The organism is Terasakiella sediminum (assembly GCF_033100395.1).
Taxonomy (GTDB): Bacteria; Pseudomonadota; Alphaproteobacteria; order Rhodospirillales; family Terasakiellaceae; genus Terasakiella.
This window is the reverse complement of the sequence record NZ_JAWLVJ010000027.1, coordinates 26,790-39,970: the sequence shown is the minus strand read 5'-3', so window position 1 is coordinate 39,970 and position 13,181 is coordinate 26,790. Positions and strand designations below refer to the sequence as shown.

Below are 13,181 nucleotides of genomic sequence, written 5' to 3'. Positions count from 1 at the left end.
ATGAAAACGCCAAACCAAATGCACAGAAAAGCCCGCTGCCAAAAGCAACGGGCTTAACCTAAAACCGTCAACGTATTTTAGGACGGGTCATGCAAAAGCTTCGTAACCAACGTGCGCTGCAGGATGCTGAAATTGTCATCCGAAATCAAGGTCAGGACCACACGCCCCCGGTCATCCAGATACGCTGTGATCCCTTCAAAATTATCAATGGGCATTGGTGGCCCCAATTCAGCTAGCAAGACCCCACGGGTGCCTCTCTGTACATCCAGATACGACAGACGCACTCTCACGCCTGTTATCGGCTGATAGAATCGTTCCAAAAGAATCAATTGATCACTACCAGGAAGACGCGTCAGCCCAGTTGGACGAAAGCCATCGCGCTTTTTCAGATGAAAAGCCTGCCATTTATCGCCATGCTGCACCCATAAAGGGGCCGTTGGCTTATTCTTCTTCCCCTCCCCCAACAAGACCAGACGACCGTCCCGCAGCGTCTCTATTGCCTCCAGCCCCCCATTTTTGGGGAGAGCAATCACATTTTGAGGTAAAGCAAGCTGTTCACCTGCGGTCTGCCCCGTCTGTCTGTAGGGAACAATCCGGTGATCACGTTCAAACGAGACATAGAATGTGCCGTCAGGGCCAGCAGCCAGTCCTTCCGCATCGCTTTCACGCTTTGTGGATAACGAGACATCACTCGACGTAAGCAGATCAATCACTGAGGCCTTTTGAAAGCTGTCCCCATCAAACCGAAACAACGTCCCGCGATCACTAACCGCAATATATCCTGCGTCCGTCTTTAGCAGGCCGGACAACCCGCCAAAACGATCATCCGTCGCCGACAGTAGGGTAACGGACAGAAGTTTTACATGATCAGTTTCAAATGGGGCGAATTCGACATCTTCCGAATAGATTTTGATGTCATCGGCATAGGCTGATGCCAAGGACACCCCCATCAGGCAGAGAAAAAGGCATCCACCTGTGAACAGCCCTTTTCTCTTACCCAATGTTTGCATTACTTTCTCCGTAGATGGAGGTGATCCAGCTTGGTATCGAACATATCCGCAAGGTTCTGCAGAATGGTACCGCCCAGATCTTCCGGATTGCTCAGCGTCACCGCATTTCGGTAATAACGGGTCACATCGTGACCAATCCCGATTGCGGTCAATTGAACAGGGGTTTGCGTTTCCATCCATTCAATCACTTCGCGCAAGTGGGCTTCCAGATAGCTGCCCGGGTTGGTGGACAGGGTTGAATCATCAACCGGGGCCCCGTCAGAGATCACCATCAGGATTTTTCGCTCTTCCGGACGCGACATCAGACGTTTGTAGGCCCAGATCAAGGATTCTCCATCGATATTTTCCTTGAGCAATCCTTCCTTCAACATCAGGCCCATGTTGTTTTTGGCCCGACGCCAGGGTTCATCCGCTGACTTGTAGATCATATGGCGCAGATCGTTCAGTCGCCCCGGATTAGGAAGCTTGCCTTCACTCATCCATTTTTCACGTGACTTGCCGCCTTTCCAGGCTTTGGTGGTAAAGCCAAGGACTTCCACCTTCACCCCACAGCGATCAAGCGTACGGGCCAGAATATCCGCACTGATGGCCGCAACCGTGATCGGACGGCCACGCATGGAACCGGAATTATCGATCAGAAGCGTAACCACCGTGTCACGAAATTCCGTTTCTTTTTCCCATTTATAAGAAAGTGAATGGGTCGGGTTGGCGACGATGCGGGCCAGACGCGCACTATCCAACAGGCCTTCTTCCAGATCGAATTCCCAGGATCGTTGCTGCTGTGCCATCAAGCGACGTTGCAGCTTATTGGCAATGCGTGCAACAACCCCATGCAAATTGGCCAACTGCATATCCAACTGACGGCGAAGACGTTCAAGTTCTTCCCCATCGGCCAGTTCAGCTGCGGCAATTTCTTCGTCAAACTCTTTGGTGTAAGCCTCATAGTTAATCTGAATGGCCTCATCCGGGTTTAACAGGTTCGGCACAGACATCGGTCCGGCAGGTGTTTCACCTTTTTCAGCCTGAGCGTCCGTATCTTCAACGCCTTCTTCAGTTTCCCCTTCAATGGAGTCTGAACTTTCGCTTTCTGTCGATGGCATTTCCATGTCATCACCCATATCCGCGCCACCACCAACGCTTTCAATCTCATCTTCGGATGGATTGTCATCGCCCTGAGTTTCTTCTTTTTGCTCGGACCGGGTGTTGTCTTCATCCTTTTTGCCGGAAGGTTCGATGATTTCCATCTCTTCCAGGAACTGATAAACCGCTTCACCATAGGCTTTCTGATCGTGGGCATTTTCCACAATCTTGTCCAAACTGTCCTTCACATGGAATTCCAGATATGGACGCCACAGATCAGCTGCCTTTTTCGCGGCCGGCGGCAGTTCCTGACCTGTCAGCTTTTCGCGGATCAACAGGGTCATACCTTGCGCAATCGGCACGTCTTCTTTAACGGTTGCTTTCAACCAACCGTTTTCTTCACAGCGACTTTCCAACAAAGTGCGAAGATTGGCAGAAACTCCATCCATGCGGCGTGCCCCCAATGTTTCCACACGGGCCTGTTCGACCAGTTCAAAAACGTCGCGCGCGTTTGGGTCGCTTGGCATCTTCGCGCGATGAAGATCAGCATCATGAAAGCGCAGGCGCATAGCGGCCGCATCAGACGTGCCGCGCAACTTTTCCAGATCCCCTTGAGAGATTGATCCACGCGACGGCATCGGCAGACGCACGGCAGATTTTGAAACGGTTGCCGCGCCTGGGGAGTAATTCACCAACAGTTCGGCTTCCCCGGAAAAGGATCGCACCGTTGCCGAGGTTACCCGTTTCAGAAGATCACGGACTTCTTCCTGCATTAGCTTAACGCCACGCGCGCTGCGCTCAGTGGCAGCTCAACATCAAAGCAACGTTGATAGAATTCCGCCACAACAGGGCGTTCCATCTCGTCACATTTATTCAGGAAGGTCACACGGAAGGCATAAGCCAGATCACCACCGAAGATATGAGCATTTTCCGCCCATGTAATAACGGTACGGGGTGACATGACAGTGGAGATATCCCCGTTGATGAAGCTCTGACGGGTCATATCGGCCAGTTCCACCATCGCACTTACGGTCTTGCGACCTTCTTCGGTATTCAGCTCTTCACGTTTGGCCAGAACAATTTCAACTTCCTGATCGTGGGGCAGATAGTTCAGCGTCTGAACCATGGACCAACGGTCCATCTGGCCCTGGTTGATCTGTTGCGTGCCGTGATAAAGACCTGTTGTATCGCCAAGACCAATGGTGTTGGCAGTGGCAAACATGCGGAAATGTTCATGCGGGCGGATCACACGGTTCTGGTCCAGCAAAGTCAGTTTGCCTTCCACTTCCAGGATACGCTGGATCACAAACATAACGTCTGGACGCCCGGCGTCATATTCATCAAAGACCAACGCACATGGGTGTTGCAGCGCCCATGGAATGATCCCTTCGCGGAATTCTGTCACCTGCTTGCCGTCTTTCAGAACGATGGCATCTTTACCCACCAGGTCGATCCGGCTGATGTGGCTGTCTAGGTTGATGCGCACGCACGGCCAGTTCAGGCGCGCGGCCACTTGTTCAATATGGGAAGATTTCCCTGTCCCGTGATAACCCTGAATAAGAACACGACGGTTATGGGTGAAACCAGCGATAATCGCCAGTGTGGTTTCCTTATCAAAGCGATAGGTTTCATCCACATCCGGCACATATTCGTTACGAATGGAAAAAGCAGGAACCTGCATATCCACATCAATGCCAAATGTCGCTTTTACATCAACTTTCGTATCTGGTGCATTCAAAGGGAAGGCTTGTACGCCTGAAATCTCATTCATAATTTTATTCTTTCGATTTATTCGATGATTGTATTTTTGAGGAGTGTATAGGCTTGGCTGATGATTTTGAAGCGTTCTTCTGCCTCTTTATCACCGCCATTTGCATCGGGATGGTATTTCTTTACCAGAACTTTATAACGCGCTTTCAATTCGTCAAGGGTTGCACCTGGTTTTAAGTCCAAAAGTGCAAAAGCCTTGCGTTCTTCAAAGTCATATTGTTCGTAATCGTCCTGGGGCTCATTTTTGAAACTGCCGTCTTCATTAAAGAAGCCGAAATCATCCTTAAACCCGCCACCGGATGCACCGGGGGGACGTTTAAAGGTTCCAAAATTCCAGCTGGGACGGTCCCAGGTATAGTCCTTGCGCATATCGCGTTCGATATCTGCACTGTTCATACCTTCATAGTAATTCCAGCGTTTGTTATATTCACGGACATGATCAAGGCAGAAATGGTGATAATCGCGCAAATGATCGCGCGACTTGGGCGCTTTGAATTCACCCACAGCATCACAGTCCGGCCATGCACAGCGCGGCGCATCCGGGTCTATTTCTTCTGCGGTTTCTTCCCAGAAACGGCTATTAAAGCGAAGATCACTTTTCGTCGTCACGCGTCAAACCTGTTATAAAGCCATTCTCATCATCTGGAATATGATCATGACCGCCTTCTATAGCAAGCTTGGAAAGTTTATAAAAGCGATAAATGAGTTAACGGTACTATTTTTCCCATTAACTCATTTCACTATTTTTCATCAGCCAAGGCGCGTGCGAGGCTTGAGATGGCTTCCTGATACTTTTCGTTGCGAATCATTGAGAAATGACGCGACAATTCCAGGCCCATACGCTCACGCGTATTTGTTTCGCGTGGGGTTTCCCCACCAATGCCATCAAAAAAGAATTCAACTGGGGTATTCAGCATGCGGGCAATTTCAAAAAGACGACCAGCGGAAACACGGTTCACGCCTTGCTCATATTTATGGGCTTGCTGGTATGTAACACCAATACCATGAGCCAGTTCTTGCTGGGTCAGTCCCAACATGATACGTCTTTCTCGAATCTTTTCGCCAACAAAGCGATCGACGTCATCCGCCTTTTTTTTATTAATAGTCTGCGACATAGGTTGTAGCTCCAACTAGCAGTAAAGACTTTTTCAAGTCAGTTTATCCCTCGGAAATATTTTTATTGGTATACTCCCTTAGTATAGTAATACAGTTAAGTTATCAAGTGTTACCTTTCGTAATCTCTGAGTTGAAATATTATAACTTCTCAACCCGTAGGAAATTCAACCCTTTAGCATCATAAGGAAATCATCATGGCAATCGCCGAAATTATGGAAAAAAAGCTCCAGGACGCCTTTTCCCCTGCAAAACTGGTACTTGAAGACGAATCTTATATGCATGCCGGTCATGCAGGTGCAAACCCACAAGGTGAAAGCCACTTTAGTCTTCTGATCGTATCAGATGTATTCGACAGCGTATCAAGGGTTCAACGTCAGCGTATGGTCTATGACGTCCTGGCCGAGGAATTGAAAGAGCGTGTGCACGCCTTATCGCTCAAAACCCTAACCCAAAAGGAGTATAATAAGAGCAAATCGTAATATTCTTTCGCCAATTGACAAAAGTCAATTTCAAGCCTAATGGTAGAAAAAGCTTTAAATTGGTGTAAAACCAATAAGAGTGAAAACATAAAACCCAAGAATACTTAAAGGCGAGATTGTCTATGTCAGAATCTTTGATCAGTCGCAATATTGTGATTTCAGGTCAGCGCACCAGCTTTCGGTTAGAACCAGAAATGTGGTCTGCTCTTGAAAAAATCTGCATTCAGGAAGAATTGGATATTCACACGCTTTGCACATGGATCAGTGATTTCAAGCCACGCGCAAACCGGACTTCAGCCATCCGGGCCTTCATCGTTACCTATTTGACCGCATTGGTGGACAATATAGCCTATCACATCGGCCATGATGAAAACTGCTATTGCGGTCAAAATGAAGGCATGAGCCAGAAGCTCTGTTATATCTTCAGTAATTAAGCAGTCTCGTCTGCTTCTTTATAATATTCCGGCCAGCGTTCCTTGACCAGGGGACCGGAACTGTCCATCGCGTGGCAGCCGTCAATCATGGAGGGTTTGTCACGCTGATCTTCCGGTGCTTCTTCACGGCGGCGTTTCAGGATGGGATAAAGCGTCTGATATGTGGCTGTTGCCAATGGGGCCAGCATTTCCACCAGGTGCGTACAGCCTTTTGTCCCGCCCAGTTTTTCCCGCGTCTTTTTGTTCCAGCCCGGACCGATCTGCATGCCTTCCAGCACCTTAAAGGCCGGAACGATGCTGTCACACAGATTAAACGGACTGTCATCAATACAAGCGACCGCTTCCTTGATGACCATTTCTTCATCCACGGTCAGGCGCAGACGCATATTGTGAATAGGCTCCCCCGCCTTGATCTCCCCGCGGTCCACATTTGAAAAGCTGTAGGTTTTGGTATCCACCAGATGCCCTTCGATATCAAAAAGACCATCTTCACGTTCATAACCCGTAAAGGTCACAGCACGGGAATGGGAATGTTTACGCGGCGCAGGATCAGGAAGCGGCATGGGAATATCCAAAACTATCTATAAAAACCAATCGACTGCACCATAACCGATGCAGCCGATCAAAAAAAGGCTCGTTCATTACATAAGAAAGGTTGAAAGTTGCGTCAAGTGCCGACGCCGTATCCATCCCCGCCATGGACATAGTTTTCAACCGCTTCCAGGTCTTCCTGCAAGCTATCCTGCACCGCCTGATAAAGGTCGCGCACAGAAACCATGCCACAAGGCTTGCCGTCATCCGTCAGGATGGGCAGGTGACGATAACCTTTGGTCACCATCATATTTAATGCCTGACCCGCCAGACATTCCCCGGTCACTGTATCCGGGTTTGGTGTCATGATATCGCTGACTTTCACCGCATCAGGGTCAACGCGTGCCCCCACCAGTTTGCGCATGATATCGCGTTCTGTCACGATACCGACGACCGCATCACCTTCAACGATAACAAGCGCACCGATATTTTCATTGGTCATGAGAATTGCTGCATCCCGGGCCGTCTGGTCCGGCGAAAAAGTCGTACAACGGCACTCTTTAATCACATCAGGGACTAATCTTTTCTGCATGGAGGCCTCCCTTATACACTTAAAAACGGGCTATCTTTAAATAAGTTACCCTATATAAGTTGGAATCAAACCACATGTTGCAATTCTATTCTACAATTTTTTCGAATTAATTAGATTTATTCATCATTTAAAGGTGGAAAAACGCGAATTGACGTGATCTGGTTGCGTTTCCTGTCCAGAATTTCAAATCTAAAGTTATAAAAGCGGAAAACCTGACCGATATCAGGGATGCGACGCGCTTCGTGCAACAATAACCCCGCGATTGTAGCGGCTTCTTCGTCTGGCAACCGCCAGTCAAATTCTCGGTTCAGATCACGAATGGTCACAATCCCATCCACAATGTAAGACCCGTCAATCTGGGACTGCACCCCTTCGACCTGATCATCGTGTTCATCTTCGATATCACCGACGATTTCTTCCAGGATATCTTCCAGGGTTACAATCCCCATGAAGCTCCCGTATTCATCAACCACGATGGCAAAATGCTCCCGACGCGCCCGAAACGCTTCAAGCTGTCCCATCAATGATGTCGCTTCGGGGATAAACCAGGTTTCCCCTGCCAGTTCCACCACGTCCAAACCTTCCATATCGCCTTTGCGGGCACGAATGGCGCGCAGCAGGGCCTTGGCATGGATGACCCCGATGATATTGTCCGGATCGTCACGATAAAGCGGCAGGCGGGTAAAGGGACTATCCAGCACCTGTTCGACGATATCTTCGGCAGGCAGGTCTGCATCAATCATAACCACGCCTTTGCGGTGGGTCATAATCTCGCTGACTTCCACTTCCTGCAGATCAAGGATACTATGCAGCATGGTGCGTTCTTGGCTGACACCTTCATCCCCGTCGCCTTCATGCAGGTTGATGGCCCCGCGCAGTTCTTCAGCCGTCTGGCCTTCATCTTCCGACACGCCAGCGCCAAACAGCTTCAACGTTCCGGCTACAATAAACTGGGTGGTCATGGTAATGGGGGCGAGCACAAAGACCATGACCTTCATAATCGGGGCTATGGCCAGCGCCATTTTATTGGCATTCTGGATCGCGAAAGTTTTGGGCATAATCTCAGCAAAGATCAGAACCACAACAGTCATCACCAAGGTCGCCCAGACCACGCCTGCTTCGCCGAAATAATGGATCATCACACTGGTCGCAAGGGCTGAGGCCAGAATATTGACCAGATTGTTCCCAAGCAAGATCGCCCCGATCAGCCGTTCCTTGGAATCAAGCAAACGGTTGACGATCCCAGCACGTTTGTTGTCATCATTTTGCTCCAACTGATGCATCAACGGACGCGACGCCGCCGTCAGCGCGGTTTCAGAGCCGGAGAAAAAGGCTGAAAACAAGATCAGTACAAAAATTGCAGCAACAATCCATTCCATGACACATACTTTCTATTTTTAAGCTTTTGAACGGGCGAGCAAGTCATCCAGGTAAGTCACAAGGTCCGCATGCTGAACCGTGCGATCCAGGTAGGCCGCACCGATACCCCGCACCAGCACAAAGGTCAGCTTGCCGCCCTGAACCTTTTTATCCTTCATCATATGTTTTATCAGCAGATCAGATGTCCAGCCTTCACAGGGCAGATCACTCAGGTCTACAGGCATATCTTGCGCGATCAGATGTTTTTTCAAACGATCGCCATCTTCTTTGCTGCAAAGCCCCTGTTGTGCGCAAAATTCATAGGCCATGACCATCCCGATCGACACCGCTTCGCCATGCAGCAGATCACCGCTGTAGCCAATCTCTTTTTCCAGCGCATGACCAAAAGTGTGGCCAAGGTTCAACAGTGCGCGAACCCCGCCTTCTTTTTCATCCTGTGCCACCACATCGGCTTTATGGGCACAGCTTTTCAAAATTGCCTGGGCGCGCAAAACCTGATTACCCGCGATGAGGGCAGATCCGTTTTCTTCGAGCCAGGAAACGAAAGCTTCATCATTGATAAGGCCATATTTCAACACTTCAGCATAACCTGCCAACAATTCACGCTTAGGCAAGGTATTCAGTGTTTCCGTATCAATCAGCACAAGGCGCGGCTGATGGAACGCGCCGATCAGGTTCTTGCCCGCTTTGGCGTTAATCCCGGTCTTACCGCCAACGGAGCTATCCACCTGGGACAACAACGTGGTTGGCACCTGAATAAAATCGATCCCGCGCAACAAGGCACTGGCCGCATATCCGGTAAGGTCACCAATGACACCACCGCCCAGCGCGATCAAGGTCGTTCCGCGTTCAATCCCCATGCCGAGGATCTCTTCCACCAGCTTTTCAAAATTGGAAATGCTCTTGGTCGCTTCCCCTGCGGGCATGGTCACGCTGTCACAATTGATGCCCGCTGTTTCAAGGTTACTAACCAGTTTATCAAGATAGATCGGCCCCACATTGGTATCGGTCACGATGATTGCCTGATTATTTTTAAGTAACGGCTTGATATAGTCCGCGGCTTGAGACAAAAGGCCAGGTCCCACCGGAATATCGTAGCTACGTTCCCCTAAATCAACATGAAGGGTATTTTGTTCAATGGTCATAGGTTTACTCGGTTTTTAAGGCATTCACGACGCGTTTAACGGTCGCATCCAGGGATTCGTCACGGGTTTCAACGGTGATATCGGCTTTTTCATAGACCGGATACCTCTCTTCTACCAGTTTTCGCAAGGTCTTGGCGGGATCACCCTGATTAAGAAGCGGGCGGTGTTTGCGCCCGCTGGTGCGTTTGATCAGCACATCCACATGGGCTTTCAGCCACAGGCTTGTCCCGGTCTGTTCGATCAATTGTCGAGTTTCGTCATTCATGAACGCACCACCGCCTGTGGCGAGGATACATCCATCGCCTTCCAGCAGTCGTTTAATCACTCGGCGTTCCCCATCACGAAAAGCCGCCTCGCCATAAAGTTCGAAGATATCGGCCACACAACATCCGGCTGCTTCTTCGATTTCACGGTCTGCATCCACAAACGGCATATCGAAATACTGGGCAACGTGACGCCCGATACAGGTTTTCCCCGCCCCCATCAATCCGACAATCACAAGGGACTGTCCTTTTGGAAGGTGCAGTTTCATAGGTTTTTTTGTCACTTTTATTCGTTTCGAAAAGAATCTTGTTTATAAAATTTATCCTACTTTAATTAAGAATTCAGATTTTCGTAAGTATAATCTGTCGCAATCATTGAAAGTCTGACACGACACCGTTAGACTGCCGCCCATATTTTCATTATTTGACGTTGAAAAGATCACCATGAAGGCTTTCTCAAAATTTTTGCTGGTACTTATTCTGCTGGTCCTCGGTGGCGCAGGCGTGTTTTTGGCCACATGGGATATCCCGGCCCCAACCGCCCCTGTGACCAAAACAATTCCTGACGACCGCTTTCCCCGGTGATTTCCATGCGCTTTTTACTGACAACCAGTGCCAGCCTTGCCCTTTTGCTTGCCGCTTCAACCATAACTTTCGCACAGGATACAGGCCCGCGTAGCTTGACGCCTCGCACGCTCAACCCCAATGCCCAACAGGAACAGACCCCAAGCACCAATCCGGTACCGGTCAAAACCATTTCCGGCGGCATTAATGTGCAAACATTGGGTGATGTCAGTTCTGAAGCGTCCGGTCTTTTAAGCGGCAGCAATGCCTTCCCCAGTGATATGTGGAACGGTGTGAACCGTAATTTTGCTGAACGGATGATCGCAAAATTACCCGCGCGTCCCTCTGCACCTTACCTGCGCATTTTACAACGCCGCCTGCTGTTAAGCGCGGCAACCCCACCAGCGGGAAAAGCCGGACCCAAAAGCCTGGTAGCCTTGCGTGCTGAAAAACTCGCGCAAATGGGGCAGATCAACGATACCTCAGCCCTGATCAACACCGCCCCGCAGAATTTGCGAAATAGCGATTTGGCAATGCTGGAAGCGCGCGCCTATCTGGTCAGTGATCAGGTTGCCAAAGCCTGCACGCTGGCGGCGCAAAATATCGAAACGGGTGAAAACCCGTTCTGGGTCAAGACCCTTGCCTTTTGCCGTATGATGGCAAAGCAGGGCGATCAGGCCATGCTGTCTCTTTCTTTGTTAAAAGAAATGGGCGATAACGACCCGGTTTATTATGCCCTGATGGATGCCCTTCATAATGAAGAACGCGGCAAGGTCGAGAGCTTGCCCAATCCAAAGGCGCTTGAAATTGCCTTGATTGCAGCCTCCAAAGCGCAGCTTTCTGATCAGGTGCGTAAAACCGATGATCCAAATTTCCTAAGCTATCTGACCAAAGCAGGCGATATTCTCGCCGTCGAACGCGCAGTCGAATTCAATCTCGCAAGTGCTGATTTCCTGGGTCAGGCTTATAAGTCTGTAGAATTCAAGCCGGAAGAACTGGACAACCCCATTGCAACGGCTGAAAATCTGAATGCCTTTAAAGCACAGGCTTTGCTTTATCAGGTAACTGCCAAAGAAGGTCAATTGGCGGTCATCCGCACAGAAACCATCAGCATGGCCCTTGATCTGGCCGTGAAGTCCGGTAATTTCTTCAGCATCTCGCGTCTTTACCGTCCCTTCATTGCGGATTTAAGTCGCACGGTTGATATGTTGTGGTTTGCCCCAAATGCCTTGCGCAGCCTGTTGGCCGCCGGGGATTGGGAAAATGCCAAGGCCTGGTATTTGATGCTCAGAAACGCGTCCTTCACCGATGCCGAAGCCGCCAAAAACTGGACATCCGTTCGCCCACTGGCCGCCCTTGCAGGCTTTGATGTCTCTGCCGAAGCGGTCAGTCAGTCTTTGAAAAACTGGTGGCAGGCACAGCCGGAACGCCCGGAAAGTTTTGCACAAGCCAATACACTTTATGCCCTATCTGATGGCTTGGGCCTAAATGTGCCGGATCATCTATGGATCAGCCTGATGGACGGCCCGCGCCTGAAATCCGGCCTAACACCAAAGCCCGGCATCTGGATCAAAATGAACAAAGCCGCCCAGGCCGGACGTGTGGGTGAAACCATGCTGATGGTGCTGAATGGTCTGGGTCATGACCGTGCCAGCCAGTTGGAAGCCAACTTCCTGCGCGATGCTCTCGCCGCCATGCGCCTGATCGGCCTGCAACGTGATGCCCGCGCCGTGGCTGTGGAAACCGCCCTGCAGGCAGGCCTTTAAGTAAAGGGGAGGTTCTCTATGGCAAAAAAGCCAACCTCCCTGACGCGATCATCCCGTCACATCACCTCTTTCTTGCAGATGATGTCTGTTGAACGTGGTGCTGCCCCCAACACGCTGGATAACTATCGCCGCGATCTGGAAAATCTGGAAGATTTCCTGGCGCGCAAATCCAAACGGCTGGAAACAGTCACGACGGATGATTTGCGTCTTTATATCAAGAATCTGCTTGATAGCGGCTATGCACCGCGTACCAGCGCACGGCGTTTATCTGCGCTTAAACAATTCTTTAAATTCCTGTACGGGGAACGCATTCGCCCCGATGATCCTGCCGCCAGTTTGGACAGCCCCAAGCTTGGGCGATCCTTGCCGAAATATCTGACGGAAGAAGAAGTCGATGCCTTGCTGGCAGAATGCAAAAAGAACAGCGACGCCAAAAGCCTGCGCCTCAGTGCCATGCTTGAAATCCTCTATGCCTGTGGCCTGCGCGTATCAGAACTGATCACCCTGCCCGTCTCCGCCTTCACACGACAATCCGGTATGCTGATTGTCACAGGTAAAGGCAACAAGGAACGCATGGTGCCCCTGACCAAAGCGGCCATTGACGCAGTAAACCTTTATCAGACCGTGCGATCAGAATTCCTGAAAAAGGGGCAGGAAAGCAGCTGGCTGTTCCCTTCCAGCCGCGCCAAGGAAGGCTATATGACGCGCAACACCTTTGATAAAGAACTGCGCAAACTGGCCTTGGCAGCAGACATTACCAAAAAAGTCTCTCCCCACGTCATTCGCCATTCCTTTGCCAGTCATTTGCTGGATCACGATATTGATCTGCGCACCCTGCAACAGATGCTGGGCCATGCCGATATCTCCACGACCACCATCTACACCCACATGATTGGTGAACGTGAAAAGCAATTAGTGCTCAATAAACACCCACTGGCTGCGCTTTTTAACCCGGACGAAGAAAACTAGTTGCAACTGCAACCTCTTTTTTACCCTAAAAACCAGAAAATGCTTGTGCAATGCGAAATCGCTGTGCACAATCACGGCAGAT

General features: G+C 50.1%; 14 protein-coding genes. 4 read left to right on the top strand and 10 right to left on the bottom strand.

Annotated elements, in window-relative coordinates; genetic code table 11:
• Positions 1-77: 77 nt before the first annotated feature.
• From RYZ26_RS17425 to RYZ26_RS17405, 5 genes are all read right to left on the bottom strand, one after another.
• Complete coding sequence (locus tag RYZ26_RS17425) at positions 78-1,010, bottom strand: esterase-like activity of phytase family protein (RefSeq protein WP_317684530.1); 933 nt, start codon at positions 1,008-1,010, stop codon at positions 78-80.
• Entirely contained in the window at positions 1,010-2,863 is a 1,854-nt protein-coding gene (locus tag RYZ26_RS17420; RefSeq protein WP_317684529.1) for a cobaltochelatase CobT-related protein, read from the bottom strand. Before RYZ26_RS17420 ends, RYZ26_RS17425 begins: the two co-directional genes overlap by 1 nt.
• Complete coding sequence (gene cobS, locus RYZ26_RS17415; RefSeq protein WP_317684528.1) at positions 2,863-3,861, bottom strand: cobaltochelatase subunit CobS; 999 nt, start codon at positions 3,859-3,861, stop codon at positions 2,863-2,865. The genes RYZ26_RS17420 and cobS overlap by 1 nt, the downstream gene beginning before the upstream one ends.
• A 17-nt stretch (positions 3,862-3,878) precedes the next feature.
• Positions 3,879-4,469, bottom strand: coding sequence for a J domain-containing protein (locus RYZ26_RS17410; RefSeq protein ID WP_317684527.1), 591 nt, complete (start codon positions 4,467-4,469; stop codon positions 3,879-3,881).
• Positions 4,470-4,600: 131 nt separating this feature from the next.
• Positions 4,601-4,975, bottom strand: coding sequence for a helix-turn-helix domain-containing protein (locus RYZ26_RS17405; protein WP_317684526.1), 375 nt, complete (start codon positions 4,973-4,975; stop codon positions 4,601-4,603).
• 195 nt (positions 4,976-5,170) lie between these two features.
• On the opposite strand from RYZ26_RS17405, the gene RYZ26_RS17400 reads away from it, so the two are divergent.
• Positions 5,171-5,455, top strand: a complete 285-nt coding sequence (locus tag RYZ26_RS17400) for a BolA family protein (RefSeq protein WP_317684525.1) — start codon at positions 5,171-5,173, stop codon at positions 5,453-5,455.
• Between the two features lie 122 nt (positions 5,456-5,577).
• Positions 5,578-5,889: a ribbon-helix-helix domain-containing protein gene (locus tag RYZ26_RS17395; protein ID WP_317684524.1), complete on the top strand. Its 312-nt coding sequence runs from the start codon at positions 5,578-5,580 to the stop codon at positions 5,887-5,889.
• On the opposite strand, the gene RYZ26_RS17390 is transcribed toward RYZ26_RS17395, so the two are convergent.
• From RYZ26_RS17390 to RYZ26_RS17370, 5 genes are all read right to left on the bottom strand, one after another.
• Positions 5,886-6,452: a DUF2889 domain-containing protein gene (locus RYZ26_RS17390; protein ID WP_317684523.1), complete on the bottom strand. Its 567-nt coding sequence runs from the start codon at positions 6,450-6,452 to the stop codon at positions 5,886-5,888. The two genes, RYZ26_RS17395 and RYZ26_RS17390, sit on opposite strands and share 4 nt — an antisense overlap.
• Positions 6,453-6,556: 104 nt before the next feature.
• Positions 6,557-7,012 (bottom strand): CBS domain-containing protein, encoded by a 456-nt coding sequence (locus RYZ26_RS17385; RefSeq protein ID WP_317684522.1) that lies wholly within the window; start codon positions 7,010-7,012, stop codon positions 6,557-6,559.
• Positions 7,013-7,128: 116 nt separating this feature from the next.
• Positions 7,129-8,391: an HlyC/CorC family transporter gene (locus RYZ26_RS17380; protein WP_317684521.1), complete on the bottom strand. Its 1,263-nt coding sequence runs from the start codon at positions 8,389-8,391 to the stop codon at positions 7,129-7,131.
• An 18-nt stretch (positions 8,392-8,409) separates the two neighbouring features.
• Complete coding sequence (gene aroB, locus RYZ26_RS17375; protein WP_317684520.1) at positions 8,410-9,537, bottom strand: 3-dehydroquinate synthase; 1,128 nt, start codon at positions 9,535-9,537, stop codon at positions 8,410-8,412.
• Positions 9,538-9,541: 4 nt separating this feature from the next.
• Positions 9,542-10,069, bottom strand: a complete 528-nt coding sequence (locus RYZ26_RS17370; RefSeq protein WP_317684519.1) for a shikimate kinase — start codon at positions 10,067-10,069, stop codon at positions 9,542-9,544.
• A 321-nt stretch (positions 10,070-10,390) separates the two neighbouring features.
• Between RYZ26_RS17370 and RYZ26_RS17365 the strand changes: the two genes are divergently transcribed.
• Positions 10,391-12,130 carry a hypothetical protein gene (locus RYZ26_RS17365; RefSeq protein ID WP_317684518.1) on the top strand — a complete coding sequence of 580 codons (1,740 nt, stop codon included), beginning with the start codon at positions 10,391-10,393 and terminating at the stop codon, positions 12,128-12,130.
• 18 nt (positions 12,131-12,148) lie between these two features.
• On the top strand, positions 12,149-13,099 hold the full coding sequence (xerD, locus tag RYZ26_RS17360; RefSeq protein ID WP_317684517.1) for a site-specific tyrosine recombinase XerD: 951 nt from the start codon (positions 12,149-12,151) through the stop codon (positions 13,097-13,099).
• The last annotated feature ends 82 nt before the right edge of the window (positions 13,100-13,181 follow it).

Bases quoted from the DNA above. Each gene is read 5' to 3' on its own strand.
- RYZ26_RS17420 (WP_317684529.1), bottom strand. From the start codon at position 2,863: ATGCAGGAAGAAGTCCGTGATCTTCTGAAACGGGTAACCTCGGCAACG.
- RYZ26_RS17365 (WP_317684518.1), top strand. From the start codon at position 10,391: ATGCGCTTTTTACTGACAACCAGTGCCAGCCTTGCCCTTTTGCTTGCC.
- RYZ26_RS17390 (WP_317684523.1), bottom strand. From the start codon at position 6,452: ATGCCGCTTCCTGATCCTGCGCCGCGTAAACATTCCCATTCCCGTGCT.
- RYZ26_RS17405 (WP_317684526.1), bottom strand. From the start codon at position 4,975: ATGTCGCAGACTATTAATAAAAAAAAGGCGGATGACGTCGATCGCTTT.
- xerD (WP_317684517.1), top strand. From the start codon at position 12,149: ATGGCAAAAAAGCCAACCTCCCTGACGCGATCATCCCGTCACATCACC.
- RYZ26_RS17425 (WP_317684530.1), bottom strand. From the start codon at position 1,010: ATGCAAACATTGGGTAAGAGAAAAGGGCTGTTCACAGGTGGATGCCTT.
- RYZ26_RS17380 (WP_317684521.1), bottom strand. From the start codon at position 8,391: ATGGAATGGATTGTTGCTGCAATTTTTGTACTGATCTTGTTTTCAGCC.
- RYZ26_RS17400 (WP_317684525.1), top strand. From the start codon at position 5,171: ATGGCAATCGCCGAAATTATGGAAAAAAAGCTCCAGGACGCCTTTTCC.
- RYZ26_RS17395 (WP_317684524.1), top strand. From the start codon at position 5,578: ATGTCAGAATCTTTGATCAGTCGCAATATTGTGATTTCAGGTCAGCGC.
- cobS (WP_317684528.1), bottom strand. From the start codon at position 3,861: ATGAATGAGATTTCAGGCGTACAAGCCTTCCCTTTGAATGCACCAGAT.
- RYZ26_RS17385 (WP_317684522.1), bottom strand. From the start codon at position 7,012: ATGCAGAAAAGATTAGTCCCTGATGTGATTAAAGAGTGCCGTTGTACG.
- RYZ26_RS17370 (WP_317684519.1), bottom strand. From the start codon at position 10,069: ATGAAACTGCACCTTCCAAAAGGACAGTCCCTTGTGATTGTCGGATTG.
- aroB (WP_317684520.1), bottom strand. From the start codon at position 9,537: ATGACCATTGAACAAAATACCCTTCATGTTGATTTAGGGGAACGTAGC.